Below are 16,384 nucleotides of genomic sequence, written 5' to 3' on the forward strand. Positions count from 1 at the left end.
GGATGATTTTATATCGCTAGATATTACTTCTGTGGTAACTGTACCCGGATATTCAACTCACGTAATTGCTTGAGATTAACTTCTGCGGGTGCATCGGTTAATGGGCAAGCGGCTGTTTGGGTTTTCGGGAATGCCATCACATCACGGATAGATTGGGAGCCAGTCATCAACATGATCAAGCGATCCAGACCAAAGGCCAAGCCACCGTGAGGAGGGCAGCCGTATTTCAAGGCATTCAACAAGAAGCCGAATTTCTCATTGGCTTCTTCATCAGAAATACCCAGTAATTTGAATACAGACTTCTGCATTTCCATGCTATGAATACGTACTGAACCACCACCGACTTCGGTACCGTTCAATACCATGTCATACGCGATGGAAAGCGCTTGACTGGGGTTAGCCAGCAATTCTTCCGGTGTGCCTTTAGGTGCAGTGAAGGGGTGATGCAGTGCAACCCAACGGTTATCTTTGTCATCCCATTCAAACATTGGGAAATCAACAACCCATAAGGCTGCCCATTCACCTTCGACCAAGCCCCGGTCATGACCCAACTTGACCCGTAATGCACCCAGTGCATCGTTAACCACGCGGGATTTGTCAGCCCCAAAGAAAATTAGGTCGCCGGTTTGTGCTCCGGTACGTTCCATAATACCACTGACAGTTTCATCCGGCAGGAATTTCAGGATAGGGGATTGCAGACCATCACGCCCAGTAGCAGCATCATTGACCTTGATATAAGCCAAGCCTTTTGCACCATAACGCCCGACAAAGTTAGTGTAGTCGTCGATTTCTTTACGTGATAACTCAGCACCTTTAGGAAGGCGCATGGCAACGACGCGGCTGTCAGGGTCTTTGGCTGGTGCAGAGAATACCTTGAATTCAACGTTTTCCATCAGGTCGCTGATTTCGATAAACTCCAGCGGAATGCGCATGTCAGGCTTGTCAGAACCAAAACGGTGCATGGCTTCGGAATAGGGCATCCGTGGCAGCGGGTTAGGCAATTCTACCCCAAGGGTTTCCTTGAAAGTAGCCCGCATCATGTCTTCCATCATTCCCATGATGGCATTGTCATCCATAAAGGAAGTTTCAATATCCAACTGGGTGAATTCAGGCTGGCGGTCAGCCCGTAGGTCTTCGTCACGGAAGCAACGTGCAAACTGGTAGTAACGATCCATGCCGGACATCATCAGCAATTGCTTGAACAACTGTGGTGACTGGGGCAGGGCGAAGAATGACCCCGGATGAGTACGGCTAGGCACGAGATAATCGCGTGCACCTTCTGGTGTTGCCTTGGTCAGCATCGGGGTTTCGATGTCGAGGAAACCATTGTCTTCCAGGAAACGGCGCAAAAAGCCAGTGACTTTGGCTCGCATCTGCATCCGTTTTTGCATTTCAGGGCGGCGCAAGTCAATGTAGCGATACGTCAGGCGGGTTTCTTCGTTAACGTTGTCTTCGTCCAATTGGAAGGGTGGGGTTTCAGACGCATTTAAAACGTTTAATTCAAGACCGAGAATTTCAATTTGGCCACTACGCAGGTTGGCATTTTCTGTGCCAGCAGGGCGACGACGTACCTTACCCACCACTTGTAATACGTACTCATTACGCGACTTTTCAGCAGTGTTAAAAACATCCACACGGTCAGGGTCAAATACAACCTGTACCAGCCCTTCGCGGTCGCGCAAATCAATAAAAATAACCCCGCCGTGATCCCGACGACGGTTTACCCACCCACACAAAGTAACTTGCTGATCCAGCAGGGCTTCATCCACCTGCCCACAATAATGGCTACGCATTGCTTATTCCTGTTTGTTTCCATTCGTGCCCGAAAGAGTATTGGGTCGGGAACGTTGCCTGTAAAGCCGGGAATGTTAAGCCCTGACAGCCTTATACGCAAGCTGGATAAAGGAATGCGTGTTGTTTACAGGGTAGAGAGTGTTGTACCAACGGAATAAATATTGGCTTCCAGATCACCGCTAACGTGTTCATATTCTCCACGCATTTGCCAATGGTCATTCAGCTTGTAACCTCCACCAACACCGAGCAATATGTCTGTACCGCTCATGGCATCAACTCGAATGCCATCGGTATTACCGTCAGCTTGCCAAGCCATGATACCCGCTCGACCAGATAAGGATGTTTTGTCATTGATGGAGTAAGTTCCAATGCCAGACAAAGCCAAGCCAGAAGCATTAACGGATGATCTTTTCAAGGTAGAGGGATTAGTACCATCATTATTGAACAGATCGTAGTAACCGCCTTCCACCGCAAGGTGCTCATTGAATTTGTAGCCAGTCGCGAGTTTGTAGCCAGTGCTGTCACAAGCGACACCTTCATAGCTGCATTCTGCTTCAGACTTAAGCAGGCTGAAACCTGCGTAAAACTGACCGGGTTCAGTCATTGTTTCGTTAAATATATCTTCAGCCTGCACGGCAGAAGGAGCCATCATCATGCCTAAGAGACAAAATAACAGAGTAGACTTCATTGGGGGTTTCCTTCTTGAAAACCCCTTCCTTATCGCAAGGAGGGGCTGGGAGTTTAGTAACAAGGAAATGATAATATTTAGAAAGTTGAAAATGTCGCACCAGCAGAATACAGGTTTGAATTTAAGCCGTCGAAATGCTCAACTTCACCACGTATACCCCAGTTGTCGTTGATTTTGTACTCGGCACCAGCACCCAGTGATATACCAACGCCATCAGTAGACGTTTCTTGAGTTACCGTGGCAGCGGTAGGGCCAACATTTTGAATGGTTACCGCTGTCTTTTTGTCCCACATCATCATGCCTGCTTTACCAAACAAGTTAACTTCATCCGTTGCTGCAACACTGGCAACGCCTGATACGTTAAACCCTGTTGCAGATGAAGACAAAGCGGTAGCGTTAGGGACTGCGTTCAAACCGGGGATAACAGGAATAGTACCGCTAGTGGTAGCATCGCCAAAATCAATATAAGAGCCTTCAACCGCCAGATTTGGCGTAACTTTGTAACCGCCAAATATTTTCCAACCACTTGGAGTAGGGCAGTCAACATTACCTAGTAACGCACCACCTTGATCAACAACGGAGTTACAGGTGCTATCACTGGTTTGGCCAATACTAGCACCGCCATACATAGCACCAGAGCCAGCACTGTCATCGTCTGAACCACCAAAAATTGAACCACCAGCGAACACAGAAGAAGCAGAAAAGGTAGCTAGGACTGCTACCAAAATAGATTTTTTCATAATGCTTATGACCTTTTATTGTTGTAATTAAGCAAGCTCGATCATTTTATTCTGGTCTGCGGGCAATACGCAATGAGTCCCCCGTTTTTTCCGATAAGTGGAAGAAAGCCAGCCCAAGCGCTCAGATTAATCTGTTTTGCTGGCAGGACAAGCCCCTGTGCCGCAAGCGGAAGAGGGCGCATCATTACCCGCAAGATTTTTCTTGTTCCCGCTTTTGAAATCGGTTTCATACCAACCACCACCGCCTAAGCGAAACGCGGCAGCCGTTACTTTTTTCGTCAGCGCTGACGCATGACAGGATGGGCACTCGGTAAGAGGCGCATCCGACATTTTCTGTAATGCTTCCATCTCATGACCGCAAGCACTGCATTGATAAGCATAAATAGGCATATTTTCACTCTAGTCCGTGTATATTAGCAGGCCGTGATAATAGGGGTACGGTTGCCTGAATTCAATGAATCACGTTACATTCTCTCCTTTATCTATCGCTTGATGTGCAGAGGACTGACAAAACATGCGTAATGTGTTGATTACCGGGTGTTCCAGTGGCATTGGTTATTGTGTCGCGAAAGGGTTGCGTGAACGCGGCTATCAGGTTTATGCCTCTGCCCGCAAACAGGAAGATGTGGAGAGGCTGGAAGGCGAGGGCTTCAAAACCCTACAATTGGATCTGGCTGACCCGGAAAGCGTTCAGGATGCGGTTTATGAATTGATGTTGCGTACCAACAGTGAGTTATACGCCGTTTTCCACAATGGCGCTTACGGTCAGGCAGGCGCTTTGGAAGACCTGTCACGCGAAGCATTGGAAAAGCAGTTTGCGACGAACGTGTTTGGTTGGCATCAATTGACCACCATGCTGATGCCTATCTTTCGCCAACGTAACGAAGGGCGGATCATTTACAACAGTTCCTTGCTGGGTTATGTGGCCTTACCGTTTCGTGGGGCATACAATGCCAGCAAATATGCCATAGAAGGCATGGCAGACACCTTGCGGCTGGAACTGGCAGATACGGACATCAACGTCTGTCTGATCGAGCCTGGGCCAATTGAGAGCCGTTTTCGCGCCAATGCTTTGCAGTCCCTCAAGGAACAAGTCAGTATCGACCAAAGCGTGCATCGGCTAAAATACCAGGGCAATATCCAGCGTCTGGAAAAGGAAGGACCAGCAGCACCGTTTACCTTGCCACCAGAGGCAGTGCTGGCGAAAGTGATTCTCGCGCTGGAAAGCCACCATCCCAAGGCGCGTTACCCGGTGACCGTGCCAGCTCATCTGTTTTGGACGTTGCGGCGCATACTGCCGACCAAATGGTTGGATAAAGTCCTGTTACGCATATCAAACAAAGAAAATCAGTAGGTTGCAATATGAATGAAGTACTCGAATACCTGTTTTTTACCCAAGCCATCGCTGACAAGTTTATTGTGGCGTTACAAGAACACGACTTGCACTTTGAACGTGAAATTGAGCCTGTGCAGGGCGCTATTGTCCTCAAAATAGCGGAAGGGGTCGATGATGACCTGTGGGATGAGCTGGACGACCTATACGATATGCTCAGTGACGAAGATCAGGCATTAGTAGAAGCAGGGATAGAGGATGACGACTCGAAGAGTACTGCTGGTATTTATCTGCAACTGGCAGACGGAAGCCAAACCATCGCGCAGGTAGATCCTGTCATCATGAGCCGGATATTGACGGTCATTACTACCGATGAATTGAATGCTTTCGTCGATACGATCGTTCGCAGTGTGGAAACACCAGACGATTCACCGATCTGTAAACGCCTTTAACGACCAAGGTAGATGACGTTCAATGTCATCTACTCTTACTCTATTACATAACTGCACTTCACTTATATTATGTCAAATTGACATAATATGTATTATGCGTAGTTATGTAATAGGTATCCCAGAAGTCCTTCAGTAAGCAGGATTGGCGGAAGGTTGTTTGAGGAGATCCCCCAACATTTCTTCAATAAATTGTTTGACACGGAAACGGTGCTCACCTGTAAATTGCAAACCGATACCGGGGCTGGTTCCACGCTGACCTACACCCGGTGCAATCCACACCACTCGCCCTGGAATCAGCAGTTTCTTGCCATCCTCAACTAAGCGCAAGTGCAGAATAATATCGTCGTGCAAGGTGAATTTGTCAGTAGTCGGTACAAACATGCCTCCGTCCTTAATAAACGGCATGTAACAAGCGTGCAATGCAGATTTTTCAGCAATAGCCATCGAGAGGCTGGCTGGACCGCTATCCTCCTTTCTCTTTTGCTGTATCTGCTGGGTATCGTCCATTAACACTCTCTAAATTACTAATTTGTTTGTCGCCACAATATTAGCATGGATTCTAGCAATAACCGGGCGTTAAGAGGATGAGTGGATAATTTCTTCAGCTCAAGCAATTTATCATATAGGCTCAAGATACGTCGCTGACCTAACAAGCGATGCAAGTCGCGTAATTTATCGTCCGGTTCAGCTTCGCCATTACCAACCTCCTGTTTTAACAAGGAAAGCAACCAATCCAACTGCCAGTCCAGCAATTGGCTTTTGTCAAATTTTTCCCAATGCGCCGAAATGGCTGTAATACTCCCCTGCCCTTGTACACATTCTGCCAAATGCGTTAGCCACTGTTGACGTTGTGCCAAAGTATCGGTGGTATCGAGTTCTAAAGCAGCTAGTGGCCTGCCAGCCGTGCTTGCCAGCAATTGTTTAGCAGGATGTTGCAAATTATGCTGCTGTAGCCATTGCAAAGCATCAGTGTGTGTAGGCAGCGGCAAGCGGGCACGTTGGCAGCGACTGCGGATGGTGGGCAACAACACTGCCGGATGCGCCGTCAGCAGCAATATGTGCGTATCTGGCGCTGGTTCTTCCAGTGATTTCAACAAACTATTCGCAGCATTGATGTTCATCCGCTCAGCCGGAGCAATGATCACTACCCGCCGTAAACTATAACTGCGGCTCAGCCCCAGAAAATAGTTCAACTCACGAATCTGGTCAATCAGGATAGCCTGTTTGTCCTCCAGTAACCTGATCGACATGAAATCCGGGTGTGCACCAGAAGCAAATACCTGACAACTACGGCATTCCCCACAGGCAATACCATCAGGGTGTGGCTTCAGGCACAGCAGACCTTTAGCAACTTCCTGAATGAAAGTGTCGTTGCCACAGCCCTCCTCCCCGCTGAACAGCAAGGCATGGTGCAAATGGTTGCCCGTTTTGGCCTGTTGCACACTCTCCCATGCCTGCGTTTGCCAGGGGTAAATCATGTGACGGCTTCCGCGACAATACGCTCAGCGACGGCCTGTAATTGCTGCCTGACCTGTTCCAGTGATTGCGCTGCATTGATGATGGGGTAACGCTGCGGCGACTGTTGCGCCCTTTCCTGATAACCCACCCGAATCCGCTCGAAAAAAGCGACGTGTTCCTGCTCGAAACGGTCAGCACGCCCGCGTGCTTGCGCCCGCGCCATGCCGGTGGCGACATCCAGATCAAACAGGATCACATAATCGGGGCGTAAATTGCCTTGCACCCAGTGTTCCAGCTCCGCAATACGTGCCAGTGAAATGCCGCGCCCGTAACCTTGATAGGCATAAGTGGCATCGGTAAAACGGTCGCAAATGACCCACGTACCCTGCCCTAGTGCTGGCAGAATTTTGGACTGTAAATGTTCATTACGCGCTGCAAACATCAGTAGCAATTCAGTGTCCGCATTCATTCCCGGCAGCCCAGGTGACAGCAACACTTCGCGGATAGCTTCGGCAACTTCGGTTCCACCCGGTTCGCGTGTCACCAGCACTGTTTTGCCCTGTGAGCGCAAGTAATCTGCCAACCAAGTGGCATTGGTGCTTTTGCCAGCACCTTCCCCGCCTTCGAGGCTGATGAAGACACCACGTTTCATGGTTTTTGCTCCGTGGCTTTTTTGCGATTGAGGATGTATTGCCGTACTGCCTGGTTGTGCTGATCCAATGTTTCAGAAAACTGTGAGGCCCCGCCGGGCGTAGTCGCCACAAAATACAGGGCATTGCTCGCGACTGGATGCATTACCGCATCAATCGCAGCCTTGCTGGGTGTTGCAATCGGTGTTGGCGGCAAGCCAAAACGGGTATAAGTGTTGTAAGGCGTATCCGTTTGCAAATCTACTTTGCGGATATTGCCATCGTATTTGTCGCCGATGCCGTAAATGACCGTCGGGTCAGTTTGCAACATCATGCCTTTTTCCAGACGGTTGAGGAAAACCCGCGCCACCAACGGGCGTTCTTCGGGAAGCCCGGTTTCCTTTTCGACGATGGAAGCCAGAATCAGCGCCTGATAAGGTGTGGTAATCGTTGGATTGAGAACCCGCCCTTCCCATGCCTTGTCCAGATAGTCTTGCATGGCTTTGTGGCTACGTTGCAGGAATTCGAGATCGGTGGTTTTGCGTGGAAAATGGTAAGTATCCGGGAAGAACCAGCCTTCTGGTTGCATCCCTGCTGCTGCACCAAGTTTAGACATAATAGCCTGCAAATCGGCGTCGGAGAGCGTCGTTTCAATCGTCGGATCCTTACGAATATCTGCCACAATATCCGTGAAGCGCTTACCTTCAATAATACTCATCTGGTATTGAATCACCTGCCCCGCGATGAATTTTTTCAGCAAGTCATCAGGCTTCATGCCAGTCTCAAGCTGGTACTCACCTGCTTTGATCTGGCCTGCTTTACCTTGCAAACGAGCATGGGCAAAGAACAACAAGCCGTAAGGAATAATGTTTTTCGCTTCAAGCTGATTCGACACCTGACGGATATTACTGCCGGGTTTGATCTCGAAGGTGGCATGTTCAGGCGTCACCGTCAGCGGTGTCTTGAGAAACGTATTGTATTGATACCACAGCATGAAACCAATGATGATAACCGCCGTGAGGAATAGGATACTGAATAGTTTGAATAGCAGCTTCATGGTAATAATAGTATTTCCGCCTGTAACTCCCTGACTAACAACGGAATGTTATATAAATTTCCGGAAAATTCGTGCACAGGCCACACACCAATCAGGGAATTGGTCATGAATATTGCTTGAGCCTGCTCGACATCCTTCAACGCCAAAGGTTGAATGTGGCATTCGATGGAGAATTTCTCAAGCGTTTGAGCAATATATCGGCGCATTATTCCCGCAATACCGCATTGGCTAAGTTCAGGGGTCGCAACAGTACCATCAGTGCGGATAATAAACAGGTTACTCATTGTGCCTTCAATGACATTGCCGTGATAATCGCGAACCAAACCTTCCTGAAATTCGCTGCCGAATTCAGCACGAGCCAGCACTTGTTCCAGCCGGTTAAGGTGTTTAAAACCTGCCAAGCGCGGCTGCTGGGCGAGACGGGTTTCACATAACGTCAGGCGAATGCCAGTAGCGGTGTAAGCGGCAGGGTATTCAGGCCAGGGAGTAACTTGCAGGATGCGGGTAGGCGGCAACAGGGTAGGCGGGTTGTAACCGCGCTGCCCCACCCCACGGGTAACAATCAGCTTGAGGATGGCGCGTTCCTCACCTTCACAAGCGACACTGATTTCCTCACGAAAGGCATCCCAGTCCAGCGACGCTATGCCCAAAGCCGACAAACCTGTTTGCAAGCGTTCCAAGTGCCATTCCAGCAGTTGCGGCCTGCCCTGCCGCACACCGATGGTTTCCCACACACCATCGCCGTACAACAAGCCACGGTCGGTTACAGGCAGGTGATCAGTAACGCACCCATTAACCTGTATCATGGCCGATAGCTCGCAGCAAACCCCGTGCTTTGTGGCGAGTTTCCTTGAGTTCGTTGGGTGCAACCGAGTCCATTACGATGCCAGCGCCAGTGCGGAATTGCAGGCGCCTGCCTTGCAAGGTCATGGTACGGATCAGGATATTCAGATCCATGTCACCGTTATGGTTTAAATAGCCTACCGAGCCGGTGTATGCCCCCCTGCCCGTCTGTTCCAGTTCCGCGATGATTTCCATACAACGCACTTTGGGGCAGCCAGTGATCGTGCCACCGGGGAATACGGCGCGGATAACTTGCCCCGGCGTCATGCCATCCCGCAGCTTGCCCTGAATATTGGAGACAATGTGATGGACATGCTGGTAACTTTCCACCGTCATTAACTCATTAACCTTGACCGTGCCATAGTCGCAGATACGCCCCAGATCGTTGCGTTCCAGATCAATTAGCATGATGTGTTCGGCGCGTTCCTTGGGGTGGGCAATCAGTTCTTCCAGCAATGCCTGATCATCGGCGGCATTGTCACCACGCGGGCGGGTTCCAGCGATGGGGCGGGTATCGACCGTGCCATTATGCACTCTTACTAAACGTTCCGGCGAAGAACTGATGATGGCGAAGTCATGGAAGTCAGCCAGACACGCGAAAGGTGCAGGATTGGTGGTGCGCAATTGGCGGTACAAGTCCACTGCACGCTGTTCGGCGTGTAGCTCCCCCCGCCATGCACGCGACAAGTTGACCTGAAAAACATCACCAGCACTGATGTAGTCGCGGATGCGTTCCACGCCAGCGGTGTAATGTTCGGGTGGGTCTTCGGACAAAGAAACCCCTCCTGGCCTCCCCTTATCAGGGGAGGAGGAAGAGGTAGCATCTACCTTGGCAATGGCTTCCAACATAGATACAAATTCCTGTTGAAACCCCTCTTCCGCCACCACCGTCGTTTCATTGCGCTGATGATCGACGATGATTGCCGCCGGAATACGCACCGCTAAAGCAATCGGTAAAGCTTGCGAAGTAGCCGGTAATTGCAGCGTCGGTTCCAACTGCCCAACCAGTTCATACCCCAGATACAGAAACCACCCCCCCCGAAATGGCAGTTCTTGTCTCTCCCCTGATAAGGGGAGGCCGGGAGGGGTTTCTTCTACCCAAGCAGCATCCAATCGTGTACAGAAGCTCTCTTCACCCAAATCATCTAGGCGCAAGGTTTCCTGCGGAAACGCAAACAGCAGGCTGTAACGGTTAAGGGGTGAGGTAGCGACACTTTCCAGCAGGAAAGGATAACGGGTAGGATTCTGTTCATGCAGGGCGAGCAAATCATGCTCGCCCTTGAAGGTTTGCGTATGCAATCAGATTTTCTTGAAAATCAGGGTTCCGTTCGTGCCCCCGAAGCCGAAGGAGTTGCTCATGGCAACATTGACGGTGGTTTCACGGGCAACGTTTGGCACGTAGTCCAAATCACATTCAGGATCCTGATTATCCATATTGATGGTCGGTGGCAGGATCTGGTCACGGATAGCCAACACGCTGAATACCGCTTCAATACCACCCGCCGCACCCAACAAGTGCCCAGTCATGGACTTGGTGGAACTGACTGCCACTTTGTAAGCATGATCACCCAGCGCACGTTTGACCGCCATGGTTTCAGCCTTATCACCCGCAGGTGTAGAAGTGCCGTGTGCATTCACATAATCCACATCTGCCGCATTCAAGCCTGCGTCTTTCATGGCATTGACCATGCAACGTGCTGCGCCTTCACCACCTTCCGATGGAGTGGTCATGTGGTAAGCGTCGCTGCTCATGCCGTAACCGACCAGTTCACAGTAGATACGTGCGCCGCGTTTTTTGGCGAATTCGTATTCTTCTAACACCAATACGCCACCGCCATCACCTAGCACGAAACCGTCACGGTCAACATCCCACGGGCGGCTGGCCGCTTCTGGATCATCGTTACGGGTAGACAGTGCACGAGCAGCAGCAAAACCACCGATACCCAACGGGGTAGACCCCATTTCTGAGCCACCGGCAATCATCACATCTGCATCGCCATACACAATCATCCGCGCTGCATCACCGATACTATGAGTGGCTGTTGCACACGCCGAAACGATCGACATATTCGGCCCTTTCAGGCCAAACATGATGGACAAGTTACCTGCCACCATGTTGATAATACTTGCAGGCACGAAGAACGGGGAAATCTTGCGTGGCCCACCGTTGAGGAACGTCGCGTAGTTGCGCTCAATCGTGTCCAAACCACCGATCCCGGAACCCATGAGCACACCGATGCGCTCAGCATTCTCTTCGGTGACTTCCAAACCTGAGTCACGAATAGCCTCAACACCCGCACCGATACCGTAATGGATAAATTTATCCATTTTTTTCTGGTCTTTCGGCTTGATGTAATCGTCGGCATTGAAACCTTTGACGTTACCAGCAATTCGTACACTGAAGGCACTGGCATCGAACAGGTCAGAACTAATCCGGTTAATCCCGCTGCGGCCAGCTTTGATATTGTCCCATGCTGTTTCCAGCTTGGAACCAACAGGTGAAACAATGCCGAGACCTGTTACTACTACACGTCGCTTAGACAAACTTATGCCCCTATCTTGTCGTGATAAATGAGAAAACCGCACCCCATCACAAACGGGCTGCGGTTTGCTGGCAGGAATTAACCCTGCTGAGCCTTGATGTAATCAATAGCAGCTTGGACCGTTGTGATCTTTTCTGCATCTTCATCAGGGATCTCAGCACCGAATTCTTCTTCCAGTGCCATAACCAGTTCGACGGTGTCCAGAGAATCCGCGCCGAGATCGTGAATGAAGGAAGCATCATTAGTGACTTCAGTTTCATCAACACCCAGTTGTTCAACAACGATTTTCTTGACGCGTTCTTCTATATCGCTCATGGTCTTATGTTCCTCGTAAATAAAAAATGTTTGTCGCGGTGGACTATTGTATTTAAAACCTCTGCATCATACCAGCAGGTTTACGCCATATACATACCACCATTCACATGAATTGTCTCGCCAGTGATGTAAGCACCCAATGGGGACGCCAAAAACAGCACCGCACCAGCAATTTCGCCCGGCTGTCCCAAGCGAGAAAGCGGAATATTTTGCAACAGGTTGTTGCGCTGCTCTTCAGAAAGTTCGCGAGTCATGTCGGTATCAATAAAGCCCGGAGCTACCACGTTGACCGTGATATTGCGGGAACCGATTTCACGCGCCAGTGATTTGGAAAAACCGACCAGCCCGGCTTTTGCCGCCGCATAGTTGGTTTGCCCCGGATTACCGGATGCACCCACCACCGATGAAATCGAAATGATACGGCCTTTTTTAGCCTTGGTCATGCCGCGCATACAGGCTTTGCTCATGCGGTAAACAGAGGTTAGGTTGGTGGTGATGATGTCATCCCACTCCTCATCTTTCATGCGCATCAACAGATTGTCGCGGGTAATGCCTGCATTGTTGATCAAGACGCTAATCGAACCAAAATCACCCGTCACCGCTTTGACAACGCTTTCGATAGAATCCTTGTCCGCCACATCGAGTACCATGCCCTTACCAGCAACGCCCGCTTCTGTCAGGTAAGCAGAAATAGCATCCGCACCTTTTTCGCTGGTTGCCGTACCAATGACCGTCGCGCCAGCCTTACCCAGCATTTCTGCAATACTGCGCCCGATGCCACGGCTTGCACCAGTGACCAGAGCAATTTCGCCCTGCAAATTGATGAGTGAATCCATTAAGCTGCCGCCTCCTCACAAAGTTTCAATGCTTCTTCTAATGTTTTGCTATCCAGAATACAAACGCTGGTGAGCTTACGGTCGATACGCTTGTTCAGGCTAACCAACACTTTACCGGGGCCAAACTCAACCGCCGCCGTGGCAGCGTATTGCCCCTGTAGGTTCAGGATGGTATCAACCCAGCGTACCGGACGATAGAGCTGTTGTTCCAGCGCAGCGCGGGTGCTGTCCACCGTATCGCGAATCGCCGCATCAACGTTATGCAAAACAGGTATTTGTGCTGGGCTGAAAGGGGTGGCTGCCAAGCGGACGGCCAGCTTTTCGGCAGCAGGTTTCATCAACGCACAATGCGAAGGCACGCTGACCGACAGTTTGACGGCTTTTTTTGCCCCCATTGCGGTAGCCGCCTGTATGGCGCGATCAATGGCAGCCGCACTTCCTGCAATGACCACCTGACCGGGTGAATTAAAATTCACCGCTTCGACCACATCACCTTGCGCCGCCTGTGCGCACGCCGCTACGATTTGCACATCGTCTAGCCCCAAAATGGCTGCCATTGCGCCTTCACCGTCAGCAACAGCGGATTGCATCAAACGGGCACGTTCCGCCACCAGACTAACCGCATCAGTAAAAGCCAACGCCCCGGCAGCAACCAATGCTGAATATTCACCAAGACTATGCCCGGCAAACACGACTGGCTGGCAACCGCCCTGCTTCAACCAAACACGCCATACGGCAACGCCTGCCGCCAACATCAAAGGTTGGGTATTTTCAGTGCTATTAATGGCTGCTTCGGTGCCTTCCTGACACATTAGCCAAAAATCGCGCCCCAATATATCGGAAACTTCCTGAAACGTATCACGCACTTCCGCAAAGTCTGTGCCCAATGCCGACAGCATACCGAGCGATTGAGAACTCTGCCCCGGAAAAATACCCGCGATTGTCATGTTGTCTACTACTCCAGCGTAAAATGGGCGACTTTTGCACCCTGAATAAAGTAAAATCGTCCTATCCTAATAAAAAAGGGATGCCGTGAAAACTATCAAATGGAGAAATCCAAAAAAGAACTTGTCATCTGGCGTGTGGCAAGGATAATACGCCGTTTAGTATTCCCAAAGTATTGACAGAACCTATGGCAAAAGAAGATTACATTGAAATGGAAGGCATTGTGCAGGAAACCCTGCCTAATACCACATTCCGCGTTCAACTGGATAATGGTCACGTCGTAAACGCCCACATCTCGGGTCGTATGCGTAAAAACTACATCCGCATCCTGACCGGCGACCGCGTTACCGTACAGCTTACCCCTTACGATCTAACCAAGGGTCGCATCAGCTACCGCAACAAATAACAATGCGCCCATCAGGGCGCATTGAGTGTGTCAGTTTCCACCGATCATGCTCAGGCTGGCACGGCTTCTACCCCGTGCATTTCAATCACCAGCCCTTCATCATCTGCCGATACTTCCACCCGACCACCCTGGCTGAGTTCGCCAAACAAGATGGCATCTGCCAGTGGTTTCTTGATGTGTTCTTGAATCACCCGTTCCATTGGGCGTGCGCCCATTAGACGGTCGTAACCTTTCGTTGCCAACCAGCGACGGGCGGCTTCGTCCACTACCAGCACAACCTTTTTCGGCTCCAATTGCGCTTCCAGCTTGATGACAAACTTGTCGACTACTGAAGCCACCACTTCTGCTGTCAGCGGGTTGAACTGGATAACGGCATCCAGACGGTTACGGAATTCTGGTGAGAAGGTGCGGTTAACCGCTTCCGTTGCATCCAGCACATGGTCTTGTATGGTAAAGCCCAGTGACTTGCGGCTGATATTTTCAGCGCCTGCGTTACTGGTCATGATCAGAATCACGTTGCGGAAGTCGATCTTGCGTCCGTTAGCATCGGTCAGCGTGCCATGATCCATGACTTGCAGCAGGATGTTGAAAATGTCCGGGTGGGCTTTTTCAATTTCATCCAACAACAATACCGCGTGCGGGTGCTTGTTAATGGCATCGGTCAGCAAACCACCTTCGTCATACCCCACATAACCGGGAGGTGCACCAATCAGGCGTGAAACCGTGTGGCGCTCCATGTACTCCGACATGTCGAAGCGCAGCAATTCAATGCCCAGCCGTTGCGCCAGTTGCTTGGAAACTTCGGTTTTACCCACCCCAGTAGGCCCGGCAAACATGAAGGAACCAATCGGCTTGGTATCATCCCGCAAGCCGGAACGCGCCATTTTGATCGCTGCCGTCAGTTGTTCAACCGCTTTGTCCTGCCCGAAAATAACCATTTTCAGGTCACGCTCCAGATGACGCAGGGTTTGCATATCGGAGGTGGAGACTGACTTCGGTGGAATCCGCGCAATCTTGGCAACAATGTCTTCGATGTCGGTGACATTGATGGTTTTCTTGCGCGAAGCAGACGGCTGCATCTGACGGTTTGCACCCGCCTCATCAATCACATCAATAGCCTTGTCCGGCAAATGGCGGTCATTGATGTACTTGGCTGCCAATTCCGCTGCTGCTTTGAGGGCGGGCAGCGTATAACGCACGTTGTGGTGCGCTTCAAAACGTGATTTCAAGCCTTTGAGGATCTCGATGGTTTCTTCCACCGATGGCTCATTGACGTCGATTTTCTGGAAACGCCGCGCCAGCGCCCGGTCTTTCTCGAAAATGCTGTGGTATTCCTGAAAGGTGGTGGAGCCAATGCATTTGAGATCACCGTTCGACAATACCGGCTTGATCAGATTGGAAGCATCCATCGTGCCGCCGGAAGTTGCACCCGCGCCGATAATCGTGTGAATTTCATCAATGAATAGCACCGCATGAGGTTCACTCTTGACTTGCTTCAACACCGCCTTGAGGCGTTTTTCAAAATCACCCCGGTATTTGGTACCAGCCAGCAAAGCGCCCATGTCCAGCGAGTAAATGACCGCCCCGTCAAGGATTTCAGGCACTTCACCATCGACAATGCGTTTTGCCAGCCCTTCAGCGATAGCGGTTTTACCAACGCCAGCTTCACCCACCAACAGCGGATTATTTTTGCGGCGGCGGCATAGCACCTGAATAGTGCGCTCGATTTCCAGATCGCGCCCAATCAAAGGGTCAATCTTGCCTTCCAGCGCCATTTCATTCAGGTTGCTGGCGTATTTTTCCAGCGGCTTGCCGTTATCGCCGCCTTCTGAATCGCCTTCTTGCTGGTTCGCGGCAGGTTGTTGCGACTCATCATCTTGCCCCTGCCCCATCGGCGGCTCTGACTGCCTGTCCTTGCGGATGCCGTGGGAAATAAAGTTGATGATATCCAGCCGTGCTACCCGATGCCGTGACAGGAAGTACACGGCGTGCGAATCCGGCTCGCCAAAAATGGCCACCAGAATCGCATCACCCGTTACCTGCCCCTTGCGGGAGGTTTGGGCGCTGTAAATGGCACGGTGAATCACCCGCTGGAAACCCAGCGTTGGCTGCACCTCACGTTGCACATCATGCTCTGGAACCAGTGGTGTGTTTTCTTCCACGAACATTTCCAGCTCGCGGCGTAATTGCGGGATGTCCACCGAACAGGCACGCAGCGCCTCCGCAGCACTAGGGTTGTCCAGCATCACCAATAACAGGTGCTCCACTGTGACAAACTCGTAACGCCTGCTGCGAGCATCGCGGTGCAGGGTCTCAATTGAATATTCTACTTCAGCGCTCAACAT

General features: G+C 50.8%; 18 protein-coding genes. 3 read left to right on the forward strand and 15 right to left on the reverse strand.

What is annotated here, in order from left to right:
• Nucleotides 1-23 precede the first annotated feature (23 nt).
• The 4 genes from aspS to J9253_RS05340 form a co-directional block, all read right to left on the reverse strand.
• Nucleotides 24-1,793: an aspartate--tRNA ligase gene (gene aspS / locus J9253_RS05325; RefSeq protein WP_210223629.1), complete on the reverse strand. Its 1,770-nt coding sequence runs from the start codon at nt 1,791-1,793 to the stop codon at nt 24-26.
• A gap of 125 nt (nt 1,794-1,918) precedes the next feature.
• Nucleotides 1,919-2,482, reverse strand: coding sequence for a porin family protein (locus J9253_RS05330; RefSeq protein WP_210223630.1), 564 nt, complete (start codon nt 2,480-2,482; stop codon nt 1,919-1,921).
• A gap of 77 nt (nt 2,483-2,559) precedes the next feature.
• Nucleotides 2,560-3,222: an outer membrane beta-barrel protein gene (locus J9253_RS05335; RefSeq protein ID WP_210223631.1), complete on the reverse strand. Its 663-nt coding sequence runs from the start codon at nt 3,220-3,222 to the stop codon at nt 2,560-2,562.
• Nucleotides 3,223-3,348: 126 nt separating this feature from the next.
• Nucleotides 3,349-3,612, reverse strand: coding sequence for an FmdB family zinc ribbon protein (locus tag J9253_RS05340; RefSeq protein ID WP_210223632.1), 264 nt, complete (start codon nt 3,610-3,612; stop codon nt 3,349-3,351).
• Between the two features lie 124 nt (nt 3,613-3,736).
• On the opposite strand from J9253_RS05340, the gene J9253_RS05345 reads away from it, so the two are divergent.
• Nucleotides 3,737-4,576 (forward strand): SDR family oxidoreductase, encoded by an 840-nt coding sequence (locus tag J9253_RS05345; RefSeq protein WP_210223633.1) that lies wholly within the window; start codon nt 3,737-3,739, stop codon nt 4,574-4,576.
• Nucleotides 4,577-4,584: 8 nt separating this feature from the next.
• Nucleotides 4,585-5,007: a hypothetical protein gene (locus J9253_RS05350; protein WP_210223634.1), complete on the forward strand. Its 423-nt coding sequence runs from the start codon at nt 4,585-4,587 to the stop codon at nt 5,005-5,007.
• A gap of 129 nt (nt 5,008-5,136) precedes the next feature.
• Here J9253_RS05350 and J9253_RS05355 read toward each other — a convergent pair whose 3' ends face one another.
• The 10 genes from J9253_RS05355 to fabD all read right to left on the reverse strand — a co-directional run bounded on the left by J9253_RS05355 (nt 5,137) and on the right by fabD (nt 13,635).
• Nucleotides 5,137-5,514, reverse strand: coding sequence for a PilZ domain-containing protein (locus J9253_RS05355; protein ID WP_210223635.1), 378 nt, complete (start codon nt 5,512-5,514; stop codon nt 5,137-5,139).
• Between the two features lie 17 nt (nt 5,515-5,531).
• Complete coding sequence (holB, locus tag J9253_RS05360) at nt 5,532-6,485, reverse strand: DNA polymerase III subunit delta' (RefSeq protein ID WP_210223636.1); 954 nt, start codon at nt 6,483-6,485, stop codon at nt 5,532-5,534.
• Complete coding sequence (gene tmk / locus J9253_RS05365) at nt 6,482-7,117, reverse strand: dTMP kinase (protein WP_210223637.1); 636 nt, start codon at nt 7,115-7,117, stop codon at nt 6,482-6,484. Before tmk ends, holB begins: the two co-directional genes overlap by 4 nt.
• The gene (mltG, locus tag J9253_RS05370; protein WP_210223638.1) at nt 7,114-8,151 is read right to left on the reverse strand and encodes an endolytic transglycosylase MltG; all 1,038 of its coding nucleotides are present in this window, start codon (nt 8,149-8,151) and stop codon (nt 7,114-7,116) included. The genes tmk and mltG overlap by 4 nt, the downstream gene beginning before the upstream one ends.
• Nucleotides 8,148-8,957, reverse strand: coding sequence for an aminodeoxychorismate lyase (pabC, locus tag J9253_RS05375; protein ID WP_210223639.1), 810 nt, complete (start codon nt 8,955-8,957; stop codon nt 8,148-8,150). The genes mltG and pabC overlap by 4 nt, the downstream gene beginning before the upstream one ends.
• The gene (locus J9253_RS05380; RefSeq protein WP_210223640.1) at nt 8,944-10,293 is read right to left on the reverse strand and encodes an aminodeoxychorismate synthase component I; all 1,350 of its coding nucleotides are present in this window, start codon (nt 10,291-10,293) and stop codon (nt 8,944-8,946) included. Before J9253_RS05380 ends, pabC begins: the two co-directional genes overlap by 14 nt.
• On the reverse strand, nt 10,294-11,538 hold the full coding sequence (gene fabF, locus J9253_RS05385) for a beta-ketoacyl-ACP synthase II (protein ID WP_210223641.1): 1,245 nt from the start codon (nt 11,536-11,538) through the stop codon (nt 10,294-10,296). It lies immediately after the preceding gene.
• A gap of 77 nt (nt 11,539-11,615) precedes the next feature.
• Nucleotides 11,616-11,852 carry an acyl carrier protein gene (gene acpP / locus J9253_RS05390; protein WP_210223642.1) on the reverse strand — a complete coding sequence of 79 codons (237 nt, stop codon included), beginning with the start codon at nt 11,850-11,852 and terminating at the stop codon, nt 11,616-11,618.
• Between the two features lie 80 nt (nt 11,853-11,932).
• Nucleotides 11,933-12,688, reverse strand: a complete 756-nt coding sequence (gene fabG / locus J9253_RS05395) for a 3-oxoacyl-ACP reductase FabG (protein ID WP_210223643.1) — start codon at nt 12,686-12,688, stop codon at nt 11,933-11,935.
• Complete coding sequence (fabD, locus tag J9253_RS05400; RefSeq protein WP_210223644.1) at nt 12,688-13,635, reverse strand: ACP S-malonyltransferase; 948 nt, start codon at nt 13,633-13,635, stop codon at nt 12,688-12,690. Before fabD ends, fabG begins: the two co-directional genes overlap by 1 nt.
• Nucleotides 13,636-13,820: 185 nt before the next feature.
• On the opposite strand from fabD, the gene infA reads away from it, so the two are divergent.
• The gene (gene infA, locus J9253_RS05405; protein ID WP_028489898.1) at nt 13,821-14,039 is read left to right on the forward strand and encodes a translation initiation factor IF-1; all 219 of its coding nucleotides are present in this window, start codon (nt 13,821-13,823) and stop codon (nt 14,037-14,039) included.
• A 50-nt stretch (nt 14,040-14,089) separates the two neighbouring features.
• Here the strand turns inward: infA and clpA are convergent, their stop codons facing one another.
• A complete protein-coding gene (clpA, locus tag J9253_RS05410) occupies nt 14,090-16,384 on the reverse strand; it encodes an ATP-dependent Clp protease ATP-binding subunit ClpA (RefSeq protein ID WP_210223645.1) in 2,295 nt (764 codons plus the stop codon).

It is taken from the genome of Thiothrix litoralis, from assembly GCF_017901135.1.
In the GTDB taxonomy this organism is placed as follows: Bacteria; Pseudomonadota; Gammaproteobacteria; order Thiotrichales; family Thiotrichaceae; genus Thiothrix; species Thiothrix litoralis.